Raw genomic sequence first — 20,140 nt, 5'->3', positions numbered from 1 at the left:
CTCAGTCCCCGTCGGGAAGGATCATGTGGAGGGCCCAGGAGACGATCGAGATGATCAGGCCACCGAGTACCGCCGTCCAGAAGCCGTCGACGTGGAAGCTCAGGTCGAACGTGTCGGCGAGCCACGAGGTCAGCAGCAGCATCAAGGCATTGACGACCAGCGTGAACAGGCCGAGCGTCAGGATGAGCAGCGGCAGGCTGAAAAGCTTCACTATGGGCTTGACCAGGAAGTTCACCAAGCCGAAGATCAGCGCGACGAGTATCAGGGTGCCGGCCTTCTTGCCCGTGCTGTCACCGGTGAGGGTGATCTTGTCGAGCAGCCAGACGGCGACCGCCAGGGCGCCCGCGTTGGCGATCGTCTTGACTACGAAATTCTTCATGTGTCTGATCGTGGCAGACGAGATCGGCCATGAGCACTGGTGATGAGGGCGGACGAGGGCGATGAAGGCATTCCGGCTGGACGAACTGGAGGCGGAGCGCGCCGCCAACGAGGGTGCCTACCTGCAGTTTCTGCGCGAGCGGAACATGTCGGTCGGTCTGTACGCGCTCAACGCCGGCGAGCATGATCCACAGAAGCCGCACAACCAGGACGAGGTCTACTTCGTTGTGAGCGGCCGCGCCCAGATCACCGTCGGCATGGAGACCACCCAGGTGGCACGCGGCAGTGTGGTGTACGTCCCGGCCGGAGTCGCCCACAAGTTCCACCACATCAGCGAGGACCTGCGGGTGCTCGTGGTGTTCTCTCCACCCGAGAGCTGACCTCCGCCCTCAGGGTTCCCTAGGGGATCGATCAGGGGAGGACAAGGGCCGCGAGGCCCCCGCCGGGGCACGTGGCCGCCCTAGCATCGAGTGCAGGGAATCAGCAGGTTCCCCAGGATCGGGACCCGCACCGTGACGGGCGGAGAGATGAGGACGAGGGCGATGCGTGAGATCTTCGCGGGACTGCCGTGGTGGGTGAAGTGGATCGCGGTGCCGGTCATCGCTCTGGTCGTGTTCGGCGGGCTGATCGCCAGCGTCGTCGGATTCGTCATCGGACTGCTCTTCAAGGTGCTGCTCTTCGTGGCGCTGGTCGGTGGACTCATCTACGTCGTACGGAAGTTCACCTCCAGCTCCTCGTCGCGCAGCGACTGGTGAGAGGCGTGGGGCGAGGGAAGCGGTAACAGGAATTGCCGGTTCCCTCGGGCGGGGGAAGTTTCCCGGGCAGCACGTCTGCTGGCGGTGGCAGGCGAATAGAGTCCGGAAATCGACGCGGGGGGCACCCCGCGAACTGGCGTGCACCCCCACCCGTGTTCCCCCGGCACGGGCTCCCCCCTCGCGCTTCGGGAGTGACCCTTGGCCACGGTTGACACCGCACCCTCAGACCCCCACGCATCCGTCGGACGGCCGGGTTCCTCGGTGCCCCAGGTACCGCGGCAGGCGTCCCCCGTCCCTTCCGAGCAGCCGCAGTCGGGGACGCTCATCGGATCCGTCCAGCGGGCGATGCGCCTGCTGGAATGCGTCGCTGAACACGAGTACGGGGCTCCCGCCAAGCAACTTGCCCGCGAGACGGGCCTGGCGCTGCCCACCGCCTACCACCTGCTGCGCACTCTGGTGCACGAGGGCTATCTGCACCGTGACAAAGGGCTGTTCTTCCTCGGTGACGCGGCCGTACGGCTGAGCAGCAGCGCGGCCAAGCAGAAACGTCGCAGCACGGTCGCCGACGCACTCGCCCACTGCCGCGACGCCATCGGCGTCCCCGTCTACTACGCCCTGTACCGGGACGGCGAGATCGAGGTCATGTGCGTCTCCGACACTCCGGGCAACCCTGCCGTCGAGGAATGGGCCGACTTCCGTGAGACCGCCCACGCGCACGCCATCGGCCAGTGCCTGCTGTCCCAGCTGGACGAGGACGCCCGCCGGGACCACCTCGACCGCCACCCCGTGCAGTCCATCACCCCGTACACGGTGCGCGACAGCCGCACCCTGCTCCGACGGCTCGACCAGGCACGAAGCCCGCAACCGGTGACCGAACGCCAGGAGTACGCACTGGGCACGGTGTGCGCGGCGATCCCGATCACCGTGGGCACCACGGCCGCCACGATGGCCATCTCGCTGCCCGTTCACCAGGCCGACCGGCTGCTGTCGGCGGCGCGGCAACTGCAGGACGAAATCGGGCGGCTTCTGGGGTCACTCGCGATCTCTATCAGTATCTGAAAACTCACTCCTTGTGATCTCTCGTGTACGTTCAGCAAGATTCCACCAGTGTCGGGGTCCGTTCCCGGCCAGTCGACGGCAAACGACGGGGTAGGCGATGCGAGAGTCCGTACAGGCAGAGGTCATGATGAGCTTCCTCGTCTCCGAGGAGCTCTCTTTCCGCATCCCGGTGGAGCTGCGCTACGAGACCTGTGATCCCTATGCCGTACGGCTGACCTTCCACCTGCCCGGAGACGCCCCGGTGACATGGGCGTTCGGCCGTGAGCTGCTGGTCGACGGGGTCGGCCGGCCTTGTGGGGAGGGCGACGTACGGGTTTCACCGGCCGGCGCCGAGACCTTGGGTGACGTGCTGATCAGGCTTCAGGTGGGCGCCGACCAAGCCTTGTTCCGCTCCTCCGTGGCGCCGCTCGTGGCTTTCCTCGACCGCACGGACAAACTGGTGCCACTCGGGCAGGAGGGTGCGTTGGCCGACTTCGACGCCCACCTCGACGAGGCTCTGGACCGCATCCTGGCGGAGGAGCAGAGCGCGGGCTGAGGCTTCAGGGTCGTGGGCGCGCGTGACGTAACGCTTCGCCGGGCGCTTGATGTGCTGCCGACGGGAGCCTGTGCCGCCGGTGCTCGGGTCCGGCGGAGGCCGCGGGCGCGGCTGGCGCTCACCAGCTCCACGGGCGGGGCCGGACACCCTTCCTCCGCGGGGTGCACTCCGCACGCCCCCGTACGGGCGGTCGCACGAGACCGGCGTCCGTCCCCCTCATCGCTTGCGCCGACGACCCCGTCCGCCGCGTGGGGCAGGCGGGCCCGCAGCCGGCTGTTCAGGAGCCGCGGGCGTACCCGCCGGAGCGGGGCGGGCACCCGCGGGCACCGCCCTCTTCTCCGGTCGGTCGGCGGAAACCACCAGCGCCGCGAGAGCCGTGGTGACGGGTACCGACGCGACCAGCCCGATCGAGCCCACCAGCGTCCGCACGATCTCCTCCGCCACCAGCTCGCTGTTGGCGACCGTGCCGACGCCGCTCTGCGCGATCGAGAAGAGCAGCAGCAGCGGCAGCGCGGCGCCCGCGTAGGCGAGGACGAGTGTGTTGACCACGGACGCGATGTGGTCGCGGCCGATCCGGATACCCGCCTGGTACAGCCCGCGCCAGCCCATCGTGGGGTTGGCCTCGTGGAGCTCCCAGACGGCGGACGTCTGGGTGACCGTCACGTCGTCGAGGACACCGAGCGAGCCGATGATGATTCCGGCGAGCAGCAGACCACTCATGTCGATCGACGGGTACAGGCCGTGGATCAGTCCGGTGTTGTCGTCGGTGTTGCCCGTGAGCGCCGCCCAGTCGATGAACACCGAGCCGAGGAAGCCGATCAGCAACAGCGAGATGAGCGTGCCGAGCACCGCGACGGATGTCCGGGCCGACAGGCCGTGGCACAGGTACAGGGCGATGAGCATGATGGCGCTCGACCCGACCACCGCCACGACCAGCGGGTTGGAGCCCTGAAGGATCGCCGGCAGGATGAAGAAGTTCAGCACCATGAAGCTGATGGCCAGCGAGATCAGCGCCATGACACCACGCATCCGCCCGACGATCACGACGGCGACCGCGAAGATGCCGGCGAGCACGGACAACGGCACACGCCGGTTCACGTCGGTGACCGAGTACTGCAGGTCCTTGGGCGCCGAGGGTTCGTAGGCGACCACGACCTCCTGGCCCTCGCTCAACTGCCGTGACTGGTCGGGCTGCACGATCTCCGTGAACGTCCGGCCCTTGTCCTTGCCGGTGTCGACGCGGATCGTCGCCCTCTTGCAGGTGCCGTTCTCCTGCTGCACGGCGGAGGAGCCCTCGGCCGTGGAGGTGTCACCGGTCGGGGGCACCCCCGAGGCGCCTGCTTCCTTGCAGCTCACCTCGACCACCTGGGTGACCGTGGCTTGCTGCGTCTGCCGGTCGAAGCCGACGCCGGTCCGCTCGTGCGGCGGGGCGCCGCCCGGCCACAGCACGACGAGCCCCACCATCACTGCCGCGGCGAACGGGATCAGGACCGCCGCGATGACCTTGCGCAGATGCTGGGAGACGGGCGCCGCGGGGCCGTGGGCGTGACTGTGCGAGTGCCCATGGCCGCCTCCGCCCCCGCCTCCACCCTGGCCACTGCCACCGCCACCGCCACCGTGCGCGCCACCGGAGCCGGGTCCGTGCCCGTGCCCCCGACCCCCGAAGTCGTCCCCATGACCACCCCTGAAGTCGTCCCCATGACCGCCACCGAAGTCGTCTCCGTGGCCCCCACCGGGGCCGGGCCCATGACCGCGCCCACCGCCGAAGTCGTCCCCGTAGCCCTCAGCAGGGCCGTGACCAGGCCCTTCCTCGGCCGGCCCGCGCCCCGGCGCGCTGCGATAGGCGGGACCGTAACCCGGTGCGCCACCCGCCCCGGACCCCCGCTCGTACCCGCCGCCGGCGCCGATCCCGCGTCCGGCGCCGATCCCGCCTCCGCTCCCGTGCTCCTGCACCCCACCGGAACCCCGGCCGTGCTCGTGCCAGCCGTCGGATCCAGCCGCGTGATCGCCGGACCCATCGCCGGAACCACGGCCGTACTCACCGTCGTATCTGCCTCGGGGCATTGCCGAACCCCGGCCGTCCGTAAGGCCGTTGCCCCGCGCGGGGCCGTTTCCGGAGCCGGAGCCGCGGTGCGGCTCGGGCGGTGGGTACGGAGGTTCATGCGTCGTGGTCACCGACCGATCATCGCAAGAACGAGGAGGGCCCTCTGTTCACCGCGCCCGAATTGACGCTAGCGTGGAGCCACCTTTGTACACGCGGGAGCTCGGAGCACCGGGCTGAGAGGGCGCTGACCTCCGTCCCAGCGATGTTTCACATGAAACATCACCCATCGCGAGTGATGTTTCACACGAAACATCGGCAGACGGATACCGCTGCGTCGACCGCCGAACCTGTTACCGGGTAATGCCGGCGTAGGGAGTAGGTCTCATGACCATCAAGGACGCGCGCACGCCTGCCTCCGTTCAGGACGAGAAGTCCCAGGAGGCCGGGAAGTCCATCGGCTGGCACAAGGCGTACGTCGAGGGCTCACGCCCCGATCTGCGGGTGCCGGTCCGCCAGGTGCACCTCACCAACGGGCAGTCGGTCACGTTGTACGACACGTCGGGCCCGTACACCGATCCACTCGCCGAGACGGATGTCCGCAGGGGGCTGCCTCCGTTGCGGGAGAACTGGATCATCGCCCGCGGCGACACGGAGGAGTACGCGGGCCGTCCCGTCCGTCCCGAGGACGACGGGATCAAGCACACCTCGCCGCGCGGTGGCCTGCGCAACCTCGACGCCGTCTTCCCCGGCCGGCCACGTCAGCCGCGTCGTAGCCGGGACGGCAAGGCGGTGACGCAGCTCGCCTACGCGCGCCGTGGCGAGATCACTCCCGAGATGGAGTTCGTAGCCATCAGGGAGAACGTTTCTCCCGAGGTGGTGCGCGACGAGATCGCGGCGGGCCGGGCGGTGCTGCCGGCCAACGTCAACCACCCGGAGATCGAGCCGATGATCATCGGCAAGCGGTTCCTGGTCAAGGTCAACGCCAACATCGGCAACTCCGCGGTCACCTCCTCCATCGAGGAGGAGGTGGAGAAGATGACCTGGGCGACCCGCTGGGGTGCCGACACGGTCATGGACCTGTCCACCGGCCGCAACATCCACACCACGCGCGAATGGGTGCTGCGCAACTCCCCCGTCCCGATCGGCACGGTGCCGCTCTACCAGGCGCTGGAGAAGGTCGACGGCCGCGCGGAGGAACTGACCTGGGAGATCTACAAGGACACGGTCATCGAGCAGGCCGAGCAGGGCGTGGACTACATGACGGTCCACGCGGGCGTGCGCCTGCCGTACGTGCCGCTCACCGCCAACCGCAAGACCGGCATCGTCTCCCGTGGCGGCTCGATCATGGCCGCGTGGTGCCTCGCACACCACAAGGAGAGCTTCCTGTACGAGAACTTCGAGGAGCTGTGCGAGATCCTCGCGGCGTACGACGTCACGTACTCGCTCGGCGACGGCCTGCGGCCGGGCTCGATCGCGGACGCCAACGACGAGGCGCAGTTCGCGGAGTTGAAGACGCTCGGGGAACTCAACACGATCGCCAAGCGTTTCAACGTACAGACCATGATCGAGGGCCCGGGACATGTCCCGATGCACAAGATCAAGGAGAACATCGACCTTCAGCAGGAGATCTGCGATGAAGCTCCGTTCTATACGCTCGGCCCGCTGACCACGGACGTCGCGCCGGCGTACGACCACATCACCTCCGGCATCGGTGCCGCGATGATCGCCTGGTGGGGCACGGCCATGCTCTGCTACGTCACGCCCAAGGAGCACCTGGGCCTGCCCAACCGTGACGACGTCAAGACCGGCGTCATCACCTACAAGATCGCCGCCCACGCGGCCGACCTCGCCAAGGGGCACCCGGGCGCCCAGGAGTGGGACGACGCGCTGTCCGACGCCCGCTTCGAGTTCCGGTGGGAGGACCAGTTCAACCTGGCCCTCGACCCGGACACCGCCCGGGAGTTCCACGACGAGACCCTGCCGGCCGAGCCCGCCAAGACGGCTCACTTCTGCTCCATGTGCGGGCCGAAGTTCTGCTCGATGAAGATCTCCCAGGACATCCGCCGCGAGCACGGCGGTTCCCGGCAGGAGATCGAGGACGGCATGGCGCGGAAGTCGGAGGAGTTCGCGGCGGCGGGCAACCGGGTGTACTTGCCGATCGCGGACTGAGCGAGTACCGGCCGGGCAGGGGAACCCGCTCCGCGGCGCCCCTGCCCGCCGCACGCGCAAGTCGCCCGCCCACCCGTCCCCGTAACGGAACGGGCACTACGCCGCTCGATGCGACCAAGATCCCTAGGGTCTTTCGTGTGAGTGGGATCGATGTCACCAACGGAGTGGTCGGCGCTTTCATCGGCATGCTGTTCGCGGTGCTGTTCCAACAGCCCCTGCAGAACGTCTGGTACCGGCTGCGCAAACGGTCGGCCAGTGCGCTGCGCAGTCTCGGGCGCAAGGAGGAGTCCGGGCCCGCCTGGAGCACCTTCTCTCTGGGGCCGCTGCAGACGTCCGCGCTGATCGTCGAGGGGGACGGCGACAAGCCGATACCCCCGGAGGCGGTGTACGTCCATGTGCTCGACGGCGAGGTGGAGTTGCCGCCCGACATGGCCGACTGGCGTGCGGAGGTCGCCGAGGAGAGCGAGCGACTGCGGGCCGAGGGCCGCACCCCGTTGTGGAACGGGCCGCGGTACGCGGTCGAGTCGGTCGACATCTCCCGTACCCCTCTCGACGAGACGCCCGAAGTCCATCTGCGGCTTCGCCCCACGGACTACTACACGTTCCTGGCCGCCCAGCAGCTCGACCGTCGGCTGCCCGACGGCACGACTCCCCGCTCCCGGTATCTGGACCCGGAGAAGCCGCTGCGGTCACCGGACTTCCTCCAGTGCAGCTTCGCCGTCAACATCGCCGTGGTCACCGCCGACGACATGCTGGTGGTCAGCCGGCGCAGCGACCGGGTGCGCATGGCACCGGGCGTGTGGAACTCCTCCGTCAACGAGGGTCTGTCACGCCACATCGACTCCTCAGGCAGAAGCGCACCGGATCTGCACGCGGTGGCGCGCCGGGGCATGCGCGAGGAACTGGCCGTAGAGCCCCACGAGTACACGCTCGAACTGCTGGCGTTCGTCCTGGACATCGACAAACGCCACTGGAGCGGACACTTCCACGCCCGGCTGAAGGAGCTGAAGAGCACGGATCTCCGGACGCGGATGAGCCGGGGCGTCGCGGACCGGTGGGAGCACGAGACCATCGAGTACGTGCCCTTCCGGCCGGCCTCCGTGGTCAAGTACCTGCTGCGGGCTGACCGCGTGCATCGATGGGCGCCCCTGGCACCGGCTCTGTTCCATCTGTCCCTCGTGCACGCCTTCAGCCGGACCCTGGTCGAACGGGTGGAAGCGCAGTGCCTGCGCCGTCTGTAGTGCCGGCCGAGGGGCTTACCCCCGGGTCTTCGGCTTGCGCTCCCTGGTCGGGGGCGCAAGCCGAGGGGCAGTCCGGCTCGCGTCGCTCCGGTGGTGTCACCGCGGTCGACGTCACTCCGGCTGGTGTTCCGGCCCCCCGAAGTCCGGGCTCGTGTAGTCCGGGCTGGTGAAGCTCGGGCGCGGACCTGAAGTGGATCCGTCACCCGGGCTGCTGAAGCCGGGGCGGTCGTAGCCGAGGTTCGGCATACGGCCGGCCGGCGTCGACGGCGGCGGCGTGTGGTGCAGCGCCGACGCCGTGCCGGGATCGGTGAGGGCCTCCCGAAGGAACGGCACGATGCCGCGCTCCAGCAGGGCTTCACGCCAGGCTTCCTTGGCCCGGGCCACCTCCTCGCTCAGTTCGCCGTACGGCCCGCCGTCGAACGCGGGACGGTTGCGCAGGGCGGTGAGCAGGAGTCCGACGGCGGCGACCAGGATGGCGGCCGCGGCCAGGGCACCGAAGACCCATCCGGTGGTGAGCATCGTCTGGGCGAACGCCGGCTCGGGGCTGAGCATCTTCAGGATGTAGCCGACGAGCAGGAAGATCGCCGCGGCGGTGCCGGCGAGGACGGGTGCCAGGACGGCGAGGACGGCGACGACGCCGGGCCCCGCGGTCTCGGAGACCTCTCCCATGGTGGTGGCGAGCCCCATCGCGCCGCCGCCCGACTCGGTGGAGCCGGACTCACGGGTGGACGACGGGGTGGACGGCGCCGGTTGACGCAGTTCCTCGCGGACCTTCACGTAGTGCTGGTACTCGGTCGCCGCGGCCGCCGTGATGAGTGCGGTGGCGTTGAGCGCCATGGTGCGCAGCTGTTCGGTGTTGAGCCGCTGTCCGACAGCGGTCAGTTCCGGGCGGTGTGGTGCGGAGCGCAGCGCCTCATCGAGGATCCGCTCGTATTCCTGGCGGTCCTCGCTGTGCAGGTGCTGCGGAACGCTGTTCATGTGCATCCCCCGATGCTCCGTAGGGCTTGGGGCTCGCATGCCAACGAGCCGTCGGGCAGAAACGGAGGGGAGCCTGCTACGGATAAGGCGATGGTAGAGCGGTCACGGCACACGGTGACAGGGGGTTTGCCAAAATTGGGCCCCGGCCTGCACCGTCCCCCGTGACGACGTCCAGGGGCGATGCTTGCCCGCGAACCCTCAGATATCCAGGGGAAGTTGCTGGACCAGCAGCTTTCCGGCCATGGTCACGCCGCCGTCCATGGCGATGGCGAGGCCGTCGGCGTAGACGTGCGGACCCGCGACCGAGGGCCCGCCGCTGTCCTCGCCCTCCTCGGAACCCACCTCGCCCAACAGGTACGGAATGGGACTGTGACCGTGAACGATCCGGGTGCCGCCGTACGTATCGAGCAGGGAACGCACATGGTCGGCGCCGCCCTCGTCGCGGAAGGAGAAGCGCTTGGTGAACTTGCGGAAGAGGTCCCAGACCTCGTCGGCGTCGTTGCGTGTGAGCGTCTCGCGGACGGTGTCGTTGACCGCCTCGATCGAGTCGCCGTAGTCGAGATAGGCGGTGGTGTCCGAGTGGACGAGCAGATGGCCGTCGACCTGCTCCATGGCGTCCAGGCGGGACATCCACTGCAGGTGGTGGTCCTGGAGGCGGTCCATGTCGGTCTTCTGGCCGCCGTTGAGCAGCCAGGCCGCCTGGAAGGTGGCGGTGCCCGCGCCGGAGTTGACGGGGGTGTCGCCGAACCGCTTGGCGCCGATCAGCAGCAGCTCGTGGTTGCCCATCAGCGCCTTGCAGTAACCGCCGGCCGCGGCGGCCTCCGCGGACAGCCGCATCACGAGGTCGATGACGCCGATGCCGTCGGGTCCGCGGTCGGTGAAGTCGCCGAGGAACCACAGCCTGGCGGTGCCGGCGCACCAGTTGCCCGCGGAGTCGACGAGGCCCTTCTCCTGGAGGGCGGCCACCAGCTCGTCGAGATAGCCGTGCACGTCACCGACGACGAACAGCGGGCCGGGGCCGCCGACCGACCGCGGGGCCGGCGCGGCGGCGGGGTCGACCTGGACCTGAAGGGTGTCACCCCGGTTGATGACGGGCAGGTCGCGCTGGGTGGGCGTGTAGCCCTCCGGGTAGGTCTCGTCGAGGTGCGGGGCGACGTCGCCGGGGTGTGTGCTGTGGGCGTACGGACCGGTCTCGTGGACGTAAGCGGGCACCCGGAAGTCGCGCAACGTCGCCGTCCGCTCCACCTCGGGTCCCTGACCGGCCCCCTGAGTCATCAGACCCCTCCACCATCGCGCCGCAGCTGCACCGCATCGGACTGCCTGGTCGCAGCGGCCCGCGGTGTCGTGGGCCCATCATAGGAATGCCGATCGCGCCATGTGATGACCCAGGGGTAGTGAATCGGAGCAGGACTGCTGTTCGTCGCGGCTTTCGCCCCGATTGGGCAGGTCTTTCGCTGTCCGGCGACGGTGTTCCGTGTCGCTTCCCGACCTGTTCCCGCCGTCCCCGGACCTGCTGTGCGACCTCCCGTGACCTGCTCCTGCCGTTTCCCCGCCCCCGTGTCCGTCGCTTTCGCCACCCGCTTGCGCCGCCTTCGCGCCCCGCTCCTACCGCTCCTCGGGCGACCGGGGCGGGCTGACCGTCGTACGCGGGGGTCGTCGCTGGGACGAGGTACGCACGATCATCTCGGTCGGTATCACCTGTTCGACCGGCTGGTCCCCCTCGACGCCCTCGATGGCGTCGATGAGGAGCTGGACCACGGCCGTGCCGATACGGCGTGGCTTCAGGGAGAGCGTGGTGATGGGGGGCTCGGTGTTGGCATACACGGTCGACTCGCTGCAGCACACCAGCAGCAGGTCGTCCGGGACGCGCAGGCCGTAGCGGCGGGCGGCGGCGAGCAGATCGGTGCCGTTCGGGTCGAACAGGCCGTAGACGGCGTCGGGGCGGTCGGGGCGGGCGAGCAGCCGGTCGGCGGCGACGGCGCCCGCGCACGGATCGTGCGCCGGGTAGGCCTCGTACACCGGGTCCTGGCCGACCCGCTCGCACCAGCGCAGATAGGCGGTGGTGGACAGGTGGGTGTACGTGTCCGTCGTCGTGCCCGTCAGCAGGCCGATCCGGCGGGCGCCCGCGTCGGCCAGATGGTCGAGGATGCCGAGGACGGCGGCCTCGTGGTCGTTGTCGACCCAGGCGGTGACCGGCAGCGACCCGGCCGGGCGGCCGTCGGAGACCACCGGCAGGCCCTGCCGGACCAGCTCGCTGACGACCGGATCCTGGTCGGACGGGTCGATGACGACCGTGCCGTCGAGGGCGACGTTCGACCAGACGTCATGGCGTGAGGTCGCGGGGAGGATCACCAGGGCGTAGCCGCGGGCGAGCGCGGCAGAGGTGGCCGCCCTGGCCATCTCGGCGAAGTACGCGAACTCGGTGAAGGTGAAAGGTTCATCCCCGTAGGTCGTCACGGTCAGGCCGATGAGGCCCGACTTGCCGGTACGGAGGGTGCGGGCGGCGGCCGACGGCCGGTAGCCCAGGCGGTCGGCGACCTCCCGGACATGGCGTCGGGTGGCGTCCGGGAGCCTGCCCTTGCCGTTGAGGGCGTCGGAGACGGTTGTGATGGAGACCCCGGCGGCGGCGGCCACGTCTCTGATCCCCGCCCGCCCGGGCCGGTTGCCTCGACGTGAGGTTTCCGCGCGGCTCACCTGGTGCTTCCCTGCTGCTGTCATGGCGAGCCGATAGTAGGGCTCATGCGGTGGGGTAGTGCGGACGCATATGCACGCGTTGACAGGCACGTTTCTGCAAGGTCATCAAGCCACAAAGTCCATGGATTGCAAGGGAGTTGAACGATCCAAGGGTAAGACGTGTCTTGTCGGCACGCATGAGCCTGCCAAGTGCGCGATGTTTCGAAGAGGTCTCAACTCACCTGCACGGGGGATGCGCGCCACGGCGCGAGCCACCGGCGCATAGATATATGTGTGACGCGCCCCCTAATTCGTACAACTTCGTACGGTGATGCCCTTGATGCTGGTGTGACAAAAGAGGTCCGCAGATGAGATGGCGCACCTGTACGCATCGGCGGCGAATCCTCATAAGGTAAGGAGCATTGGAGCCGGCGGTGATGATGGGCCGCCAGTGGTCACGAGGAGGACTGCGGTGAGCGAGACGAGCCCCAGGCTGCGCGCCGAGCTGGAGGGTATCCCCACCTACAAGCCGGGCAAGCCTGCCGCGGCCGGTGGCCCGGTGGCCTACAAGCTGTCCTCCAACGAGAACCCCTATCCGCCGCTCCCGGGCGTGCTGGAGTCCGTGACCACGGCCGCCTCCTCGTTCAACCGCTACCCGGACATGATGTGCACCGGGCTGATGAACGAGTTGTCCGATCGCTTCGGGGTGCCGGCCTCCCACCTGGCCACCGGCACCGGCTCCGTCGGCGTCGCCCAGCAGCTGATCCAGTCCACCGCCGGGCCCGGGGACGAGGTCATCTACGCCTGGCGGTCCTTCGAGGCGTACCCGATCATCACGCAGATCAGTGGTGCCACGTCTGTGCAGGTGCCCCTGACTCCGGGTGATGTGCACGACCTCGACGCGATGGCCGCCGCCATCACCGAGCGGACCAGGCTCATTTTCGTCTGCAACCCCAACAACCCCACGGGCACGGTGGTGAAGCGGGCCGAACTGGAGCGGTTCCTCGACCGGGTGCCCGGCGATGTGCTGGTGGTCCTCGACGAGGCGTACCGCGAGTTCATCCGCGACCCCGAGGTGCCGGACGGTGTGGAGATCTACCGTGAGCGGCCGAACGTCTGTGTCCTGCGGACGTTCTCCAAGGCGTACGGGCTCGCGGGCCTCCGTGTCGGATTCGCGGTCGCCCAGGAGCCGGTCGCGGCGGCGCTGCGCAAGACGGCCGTGCCGTTCGGTGTGAGCCAGCTCGCGCAGGACGCGGCCATCGCCTCGCTGCGTGCCGAGGACGAACTGCTCGGCCGGGTCGGTTCATTGGTGTGCGAACGCAACCGCGTGGTCGACGGGCTGCGCGCTCAGGGCTGGACGGTGCCCGAGACGCAGGCCAACTTCGTGTGGCTGCGCCTGGGGGAGCGCACGGTCCCCTTCGCGCAAGCCTGTGAGCAGGCGGGCGTGGTGATCCGACCGTTCCCGGGCGAGGGTGTGCGGGTGACGATCGGGGAAGCCGAGGCGAACGACATCTTCCTGAAGGTGGCGGAAGGGTTCCGCAAGGAGCTGTGAGGCGCCGCCAGGGCCTCTGGGTTCCCCATGCCGGGGTGCCCGGGGCCCGCCGGCTGCGTGAGACGTCAGCTGTCCATGAGCTCCACGCGCACGGGGTCACCGTCGCGGACCGTGGCCAGCAGACGGGGGTCGCCGTCGAGGTGACCCAGGACGTTGCACGGACTCGCGAGGCGGCACTCGGCGCCCCGCGAGATCGGCGTCGGCCCGTAGGGGAGGGCGAGTGCGTCGCCGTCCGTCCAGAAGGCGACCGTGCCGGGTTCGACGACCTGCCGGGCGTCGGTTTCACGTGGAACAGCGACGCCTGTGTCGAAGTAGACCTCCTCGCCCCAGGTGCGGGCGGTGGAGACGAGGGGCAGCGCCTTGGCGAGGGCCTGAGTGGTCGGGGTGTCGTCGAGGGCCGCGGTGACGTGTCCCGCGGGCCAGGAGATCCGTATCTGTAGGGGCTTCTGTGGCTGCATGCTGCTGATTCAACAATATGTTGAAGTGCCCGCCAAGGGGTCGAGATGCATGAGGGGACCCCCCTTCAAAGTGCGAACGGCTGTGCTGCATAATTGCTTGTGAATGTGAACGCTTTCACAAGCGTAGGTAAGGAGCGGCGACGTGGACCTGGCTCTGGCGCCGGAGACGCTGGCGCGCTGGCAATTCGGCATCACCACCGTCTATCACTTTCTGTTCGTCCCCCTGACGATCTCTTTGGCCGCCCTCATGGCCGGCCTGCAGACCGCCTGGGTGCGAACGGAGAAGGAGAAGTACCTCAGAGCGACGAAGTTCTGGGGCAAGCTCTTCCTGATCAACATCGCGATGGGTGTGGTCACCGGCATCGTGCAGGAGTTCCAGTTCGGCATGAACTGGTCCGACTACTCCCGCTTCGTCGGTGACGTCTTCGGCGCTCCTCTCGCCTTCGAGGCCCTGATCGCCTTCTTCTTCGAGTCCACCTTCATCGGTCTGTGGATCTTCGGCTGGGACAAACTGCCGAAGAAGATCCACCTGGCCTGCATGTGGATGGTCTCCATCGGCACGATCCTGTCGGCGTACTTCATCCTCGCCGCCAACTCGTGGATGCAGCACCCCGTCGGCTACCGGATCAACGAGGCGAAGGGGCGGGCCGAGCTGACCGACTTCTGGCTCGTGCTGACGCAGAACACCGCGCTCGCCCAGGCCTTCCACACCCTCTCGGCGGCCTTCCTCACCGGTGGCGCGTTCATGGTCGGCATCTCCGCCTACCACCTGCTCCGCAAGAAGCACATCCAAGACATGAAGACCTCGCTGCGGCTCGGCCTGGTCACCGTCGTCATCGGCGGCATGCTCACCGCGATCAGCGGGGACGTCCTCGGCAAGATCATGTACGAGCAGCAGCCGATGAAGATGGCTGCGGCGGAGGCGCTGTGGGACGGAGAGAAGCCGGCACCCTTCTCGGTCTTCGCCGTCGGCGACGTCGACAAGGGCCACAACAAGGTCGCGATCGAGATCCCGGGTCTGCTGTCCTTCCTGGCCAAGGACGACTTCTCCTCGTACGTCCCCGGCATCAACGACGTCAACAAGGCCGAGCAGGAGAAGTACGGCCCGGGCGACTACCGGCCCAACATCCCCGTCGCCTACTGGGGTTTCCGTTGGATGATCGGCTTCGGCATGGCGTCGTTCACCATCGGTCTGATCGGACTCTGGCTGACCCGGAAGAGGTTCATGCTGCCGCAGCACCTGAGGGTCGGTGACGACGAGGTGCCCCATCTGGTCCTGCTCCCGGGGAAGGCGCTCGGCCCGAAGTTGACCAAGTGGTACTGGCGCATCGCGATCTGGACCATGGCGTTCCCGCTGATCGCCAACTCGTGGGGCTGGATCTTCACCGAGATGGGCCGCCAGCCATGGGTCGTCTACGGCGTACTGCGCACCCGTGACGCGGTCTCCCCCGGCGTCTCCCAGGGCGAGGTCCTCACCTCGATGATCGTCTTCACCGCGCTCTACGCCGTCCTGGCCGTCGTCGAGGTCAAGCTCCTCGCGAAGTACGTCAAGGCCGGCCCGCCCGAGCTGACCGAGGCCGACCTGAACCCGCCCACGAAGATCGGCGGCGACTCCCGTGACGCCGACAAGCCGATGGCCTTCTCGTACTAGGCCGAGGGAGCTGCACAGTCATGGAACTTCACGACGTCTGGTTCGTCCTGATCGCCGTCCTGTGGATCGGCTACTTCTTCCTGGAGGGCTTCGACTTCGGGGTCGGGGTCCTGACCAAGGTGCTGGCCCGCAACCGGCCCGAGCGGCGGGTGCTGATCAACACCATCGGGCCCGTCTGGGACGGCAACGAGGTGTGGCTGCTCACCGCGGGCGGCGCCACCTTCGCCGCCTTCCCAGAGTGGTACGCCACCCTGTTCTCCGGCTTCTATCTGCCCCTGCTGCTCATCCTGGTCTGCCTGATCGTCCGGGGCGTCGCCTTCGAGTACCGGGTGAAGCGGCCCGAGGAGAACTGGCAGCGCAACTGGGAGCACGCGATCTTCTGGTGCTCGCTGATCCCCGCGTTTCTGTGGGGCGTGGCCTTCGCCAACATCGCGCGCGGTGTGAAGCTTGATCAGGACCACGAGTACGTGGGCAGCGTCCTGGACCTGCTCAACCCGTACGCGCTCATCGGCGGCCTGGTGACGCTGACGCTGTTCACCTTCCACGGGGCGGTGTTCACCGCGCTCAAGACCGTGGGGGAGATCCGGGAGCGGGCACGGGTGCTGGCGATGCGCGTCGGTCTCCTCACCGCGGTGCTGGCGCTGGTCTTCCTGCTGTGGACGCAGATCGAGAGCGGCGACGGCAAGAGCCTGGTCGCGCTCGTCGTGGCCGTGGCCGGCCTGGTGGCGGCCCTGGTGGCCAACCAGGCAGGGCGCGAGGGCTGGTCGTTCGCCTTCTCCGGGGTCACCATCGTGGCCGCTGTGGCGATGCTCTTCCTGACGCTCTTCCCGAACGTCATGCCGTCCTCGCTCAATGACGACTGGAGCCTCACGGTCACCAACGCCTCGTCGAGCCCGTACACCCTGAAGATCATGACCTGGTGCGCGGCGATCGCCACGCCGATCGTGATGCTCTACCAGGGCTGGACGTACTGGGTGTTCCGCAAGCGGATCGGCACACAGCACATTGCTGTGGAGTCCGCTTCGGGAGCCAAGCACTGAGCTCCTCGCGGCGGGGTGTTTCACGCTGTTTCACGTGAAACACCCCGCCCTGGACCGAAGGGCATGTTTCACGTGAAACCGATCGATCCTCGTCTCCTCCGATACGCCCGCGCCACCCGCCTCTTCCTGCTGGCGGTCGTCGGCCTGGGCGCTCTCGGGGCGGGGCTGGTCATCGCCCAGGCGATGCTGATCGCCGAGGTGGTGGTCGGTGCTTTCCAGCAGGGGTTCTCCGCCGCTGAACTGCGCACTCCCCTGCTGTTGCTGGGGGCTGTCGCGGCCGGGCGTGCTCTGGTCGCCTGGCTCACCGAGCTGGCCGCCCATCGCGCGAGCGCGGCCGTGAAATCGGAGCTGCGAGGGCGGTTGCTGGAGCGGGCGGCCGAGCTGGGGCCGGGTTGGCTGAGTGGACAGCGGACCGGTTCGCTGGTCGCCCTTGCCACGCGGGGTGTCGACGCCCTCGACGACTACTTCTCGCGCTATCTGCCGCAACTGGGCCTCGCGGTGGTCGTGCCGGTGGCGGTGCTGGCACGGATCGTGACCGAGGACTGGGTGTCGGCGGCCATCATCGTCGGCACCCTGCCGCTCATCCCGGTCTTCATGATGCTGATCGGCTGGGCCACGCAGTCCCGGATGGACCGCCAGTGGCGGCTGCTGTCGCGGCTGTCCGGGCACTTCCTGGACGTCGTGGCCGGGCTGCCGACCCTGAAGGTGTTCGGGCGGGCCAAAGCCCAGGCCGAGTCGATCCGGCGTATCACCGGCGAGTACCGCAGGGCGACCATGCGGACCCTGCGGATCGCCTTCATCTCCTCCTTCGCCCTGGAACTGCTCTCCACGCTCTCGGTTGCCCTGGTCGCCGTGACGATCGGCATGCGGCTCGTCCACGGCGAGATGCACCTCTACGACGGCTTGGTCGTCCTCGTCCTGGCGCCGGAGGCGTATCTGCCGCTGCGGCAGGTGGGTGCGCAGTACCACGCGGCGGCCGAGGGGCTGGCTGCGGCCGAGGAGATCTTCGAGGTGCTGGAGACTCCGGCACCGAAGCCCGGTGGCGTCGCGGTGCGGACGGGGGCGGTGTCGTTCGAGGGAGTCTCGGTCCGATACCCAAGCCGAGCCGCCGACGCCGTGTCGGACGTGTCGTTCGCCGTCCAGCCCGGGGAGACGGTCGCGCTCGTCGGTCCGAGCGGCGCGGGCAAGTCGACACTGCTGAACGTGCTGCTGGGGTTCGTGCGGCCTACCGAGGGGAGCGTCCTGGTCGGGGGAGTCGATCTCACCGACCTCGACCTGGAGGAGTGGCGCTCGCGGATCGCCTGGGTGCCGCAGCGACCGCACCTGTACGCCGGGACGATCGCCGAGAACGTACGGCTGGCACGTTCCGACGCGGATGACGCCGCCGTACGCCGTGCGCTGGGGGATGCCGGGGCCCTGGAGTTCGTGGACGCGCTGCCCCAAGGCATCGAGACGGTGCTGGGTGAGGACGGGGCGGGGCTGTCCGCGGGGCAGCGGCAGCGGCTGGCGTTGGCCCGGGCGTTCCTTGCCGACCGTCCCGTCCTGCTGCTCGACGAGCCGACGGCCGCGCTCGACGGCGCCACCGAGGGCGAGGTCGTGGAGGCCGTGGGCAGGCTGGCGGTCGGGAGGACCGTGCTGCTGGTGGTGCATCGGCCCGCGCTGCTGGGGGTGGCGGACCGAGTGGTGCGGCTCGCGGAAGCCGCGGAGCCCGCTCATGGGGAGGGTTCTCCCGCGGGAGTCGTTGCCCGTGCGGGCGGTGAGCGTGAAGCGTACGACGCCGGAGCGCCGACCGAAACCGATGCTGCTGTGGCCGACGCCGATGCCGCGCCGCTCGTGAAGAACCCACGCGGTGTCCTCGCCAGGGTCCGTGCCATGTCCGGCCCCCGGCGTGGCCGTCTGGCCCTGGCGCTGCTCCTCGGGAGCCTCGCGCTCGGCAGTGCCGTCGGGCTCATGGCCACCTCCGGCTGGCTCATCTCACGGGCTTCGCAGCAACCGCCCGTGCTGTACCTGATGGTGGCCGTCACCGCGACGCGCGCCTTCGGTATCGGGCGGGCCGTGTTCCGGTACGCCGAGCGACTGGTGTCGCATGACGCGGTGCTGCGGATGCTGGCCGACACGCGGGTCGCCGTCTACCGGCGGCTGGAGCGGCTGGCACCCGCGGGGCTGCACCGCGCCCGTCGCGGTGATCTGCTCTCGCGCCTGGTCAGCGATGTGGACGCGCTGCAGGACTACTGGCTGCGGTGGCTGCTGCCCGCCACGTCCGCGGCCCTCGTGTCCGGCGGGGCCGTCGGTTTCACCGCCTGGCTGCTGCCGGAGGCCGGTGCCGTGCTCGCCGTGGGACTGCTGGCGGCCGGGATCGGCGTCCCGATCGTCACGGGCGCCGTCGCCCGGCGCGCCGAGCGCAGGCTTGCGCCCGCCCGCGGCGTACTGGCGACCCGCGTGACGGATCTGCTCACCGGCACCGCCGAGCTGACTGTCGCCGGCGCCCTGCCCGGCCGCACGGCCGAGGCGCGGAGAGCCGACAAGGCGCTCACCCGGATCGCCGCGCGGGCCGCCACCGCCACCGCGCTCGGCGACGGACTCACCGCGCTGATCTCCGGGATCACGGTGGCGCTCACCGCCCTCGTCGGCGCCCAGGCGGTTGCCGACGGGCGGCTCGGCGGCGTGACGATGGCCGTCGTCGTCCTCACCCCGTTGGCCGCCTTCGAGGCCGTCCTCGGCCTGCCGCTCGCCGTGCAGTACCGGCAGCGGGTGCGCAGGAGCGCCGAGCGGGTGTACGAGGTGCTGGACGCCCCCGAGCCCGTCCGGGAACCGCAGCGGCCCCGGCAGGCGCCCGCCTCCCCCTTCCCGATGACCGTCCGCGGCCTGACCGCCCGGCACGCCGGGCAGGACCGGGACGCGCTCGCCGGCCTCGACCTCACCCTGGAGGAGGGCCGCCGGATCGCGGTGGTCGGACCGTCCGGGTCCGGCAAGACCACGCTGGCACAGGTGCTGCTCCGCTTCCTGGACGCGGGCGAGGGCTCGTACACGCTGGACGGCGTCGACGCGTACACGCTGGACGGCGACGCCGTACGGCGGTTCGTCGGCCTGTGCGCCCAGGACGCGCACCTCTTCGACAGCTCGGTGCGTGAGAACCTGCTCCTCGCCAGGAAGGACGCCACCGAGAAGATACTGCGCGACGCCCTGCGGCGCGCCCGTCTCCTCGACTGGGCCGACGGCCTGCCCGACGGTCTGGACACGCTGGTGGGCGAGCACGGGGCCCGGCTGTCCGGCGGGCAGCGGCAGCGGCTCGCCCTGGCCCGCGCCTTGCTGGCCGACTTCCCCGTCCTGGTCCTCGACGAGCCCGCCGAGCATCTCGACCTGCCCACCGCGGACGCCCTCACCGCCGACCTGCTGGCCGCAACCGAGGGCCGCACGACGCTGCTCATCACCCACCGACTGGCCGGGCTGGAGGCCGTGGACGAGGTGGTCGTCCTGGACGAGGGACGTGTGGTGCAGCGGGGGCCGTTCGCGGAGCTGGTCGCCGCGGACGGGCCGCTGCGGGCGATGGTCCGGCGGGAGGCGGAGGCGGATCTGCTGGTGGCCGCCTCGTAGCGGGCGTCAACAC

At 69.3% G+C, this 20,140-nt stretch carries 16 protein-coding genes; 10 read left to right on the top strand and 6 right to left on the bottom strand.

The annotated features are described in order from the left end of the window. Position 1: 1 nt before the first annotated feature. The gene (locus tag ACWCPI_RS12510; protein ID WP_451038087.1) at positions 2 to 379 is read right to left on the bottom strand and encodes a phage holin family protein; all 378 of its coding nucleotides are present in this window, start codon (positions 377 to 379) and stop codon (positions 2 to 4) included. Between the two features lie 61 nt (positions 380 to 440). Here ACWCPI_RS12510 and ACWCPI_RS12505 point away from each other — a divergent pair, with 61 nt between their 5' ends. The 4 genes from ACWCPI_RS12505 to ACWCPI_RS12490 all read left to right on the top strand — a co-directional run bounded on the left by ACWCPI_RS12505 (position 441) and on the right by ACWCPI_RS12490 (position 2,727). Further along, a complete protein-coding gene (locus ACWCPI_RS12505) occupies positions 441 to 758 on the top strand; it encodes a cupin domain-containing protein (protein ID WP_019755167.1) in 318 nt (105 codons plus the stop codon). 162 nt (positions 759 to 920) lie between these two features. Continuing rightward, positions 921 to 1,133, top strand: coding sequence for a DUF5326 family protein (locus ACWCPI_RS12500; RefSeq protein WP_388803309.1), 213 nt, complete (start codon positions 921 to 923; stop codon positions 1,131 to 1,133). A 261-nt stretch (positions 1,134 to 1,394) separates the two neighbouring features. After that, on the top strand, positions 1,395 to 2,192 hold the full coding sequence (locus ACWCPI_RS12495; RefSeq protein ID WP_451038086.1) for an IclR family transcriptional regulator: 798 nt from the start codon (positions 1,395 to 1,397) through the stop codon (positions 2,190 to 2,192). Between the two features lie 97 nt (positions 2,193 to 2,289). After that, a complete protein-coding gene (locus tag ACWCPI_RS12490; protein WP_356582019.1) occupies positions 2,290 to 2,727 on the top strand; it encodes an SsgA family sporulation/cell division regulator in 438 nt (145 codons plus the stop codon). A gap of 216 nt (positions 2,728 to 2,943) precedes the next feature. Here the strand turns inward: ACWCPI_RS12490 and ACWCPI_RS12485 are convergent, their stop codons facing one another. Continuing rightward, positions 2,944 to 4,680 (bottom strand): YibE/F family protein, encoded by a 1,737-nt coding sequence (locus ACWCPI_RS12485; RefSeq protein ID WP_451038085.1) that lies wholly within the window; start codon positions 4,678 to 4,680, stop codon positions 2,944 to 2,946. A 475-nt stretch (positions 4,681 to 5,155) separates the two neighbouring features. Here ACWCPI_RS12485 and thiC point away from each other — a divergent pair, with 475 nt between their 5' ends. After that, the gene (thiC, locus tag ACWCPI_RS12480; RefSeq protein ID WP_388803300.1) at positions 5,156 to 6,940 is read left to right on the top strand and encodes a phosphomethylpyrimidine synthase ThiC; all 1,785 of its coding nucleotides are present in this window, start codon (positions 5,156 to 5,158) and stop codon (positions 6,938 to 6,940) included. 137 nt (positions 6,941 to 7,077) lie between these two features. Continuing rightward, positions 7,078 to 8,181: a hypothetical protein gene (locus ACWCPI_RS12475; protein ID WP_451038084.1), complete on the top strand. Its 1,104-nt coding sequence runs from the start codon at positions 7,078 to 7,080 to the stop codon at positions 8,179 to 8,181. Between the two features lie 111 nt (positions 8,182 to 8,292). Here ACWCPI_RS12475 and ACWCPI_RS12470 read toward each other — a convergent pair whose 3' ends face one another. From ACWCPI_RS12470 to ACWCPI_RS12460, 3 genes are all read right to left on the bottom strand, one after another. Next, a complete protein-coding gene (locus ACWCPI_RS12470) occupies positions 8,293 to 9,165 on the bottom strand; it encodes a hypothetical protein (protein WP_451038083.1) in 873 nt (290 codons plus the stop codon). Between the two features lie 192 nt (positions 9,166 to 9,357). Further along, positions 9,358 to 10,434 (bottom strand): metallophosphoesterase, encoded by a 1,077-nt coding sequence (locus ACWCPI_RS12465; protein WP_451038082.1) that lies wholly within the window; start codon positions 10,432 to 10,434, stop codon positions 9,358 to 9,360. Between the two features lie 330 nt (positions 10,435 to 10,764). Beyond that, positions 10,765 to 11,877, bottom strand: a complete 1,113-nt coding sequence (locus ACWCPI_RS12460; protein ID WP_451038081.1) for a LacI family DNA-binding transcriptional regulator — start codon at positions 11,875 to 11,877, stop codon at positions 10,765 to 10,767. A 427-nt stretch (positions 11,878 to 12,304) separates the two neighbouring features. On the opposite strand from ACWCPI_RS12460, the gene hisC reads away from it, so the two are divergent. Then, entirely contained in the window at positions 12,305 to 13,384 is a 1,080-nt protein-coding gene (gene hisC, locus ACWCPI_RS12455) for a histidinol-phosphate transaminase (RefSeq protein WP_451038080.1), read from the top strand. 65 nt (positions 13,385 to 13,449) lie between these two features. Here the strand turns inward: hisC and ACWCPI_RS12450 are convergent, their stop codons facing one another. Beyond that, positions 13,450 to 13,842, bottom strand: coding sequence for a cyclophilin-like fold protein (locus ACWCPI_RS12450; RefSeq protein ID WP_451038079.1), 393 nt, complete (start codon positions 13,840 to 13,842; stop codon positions 13,450 to 13,452). A 142-nt stretch (positions 13,843 to 13,984) separates the two neighbouring features. Between ACWCPI_RS12450 and ACWCPI_RS12445 the strand changes: the two genes are divergently transcribed. The 3 genes from ACWCPI_RS12445 to cydD all read left to right on the top strand — a co-directional run bounded on the left by ACWCPI_RS12445 (position 13,985) and on the right by cydD (position 20,127). Further along, positions 13,985 to 15,493: a cytochrome ubiquinol oxidase subunit I gene (locus tag ACWCPI_RS12445; RefSeq protein ID WP_451038078.1), complete on the top strand. Its 1,509-nt coding sequence runs from the start codon at positions 13,985 to 13,987 to the stop codon at positions 15,491 to 15,493. Between the two features lie 20 nt (positions 15,494 to 15,513). Further along, the gene (gene cydB, locus ACWCPI_RS12440) at positions 15,514 to 16,533 is read left to right on the top strand and encodes a cytochrome d ubiquinol oxidase subunit II (protein ID WP_451038077.1); all 1,020 of its coding nucleotides are present in this window, start codon (positions 15,514 to 15,516) and stop codon (positions 16,531 to 16,533) included. A gap of 63 nt (positions 16,534 to 16,596) precedes the next feature. Further along, on the top strand, positions 16,597 to 20,127 hold the full coding sequence (gene cydD, locus ACWCPI_RS12435) for a thiol reductant ABC exporter subunit CydD (RefSeq protein WP_451038076.1): 3,531 nt from the start codon (positions 16,597 to 16,599) through the stop codon (positions 20,125 to 20,127). Positions 20,128 to 20,140: the final 13 nt, after the last annotated feature.

The organism is Streptomyces sp. NPDC001920 (genome assembly GCF_053594495.1).
Note: the sequence above shows the minus strand (reverse complement) of the source record. Positions and strands in the feature narration are given on the sequence as shown.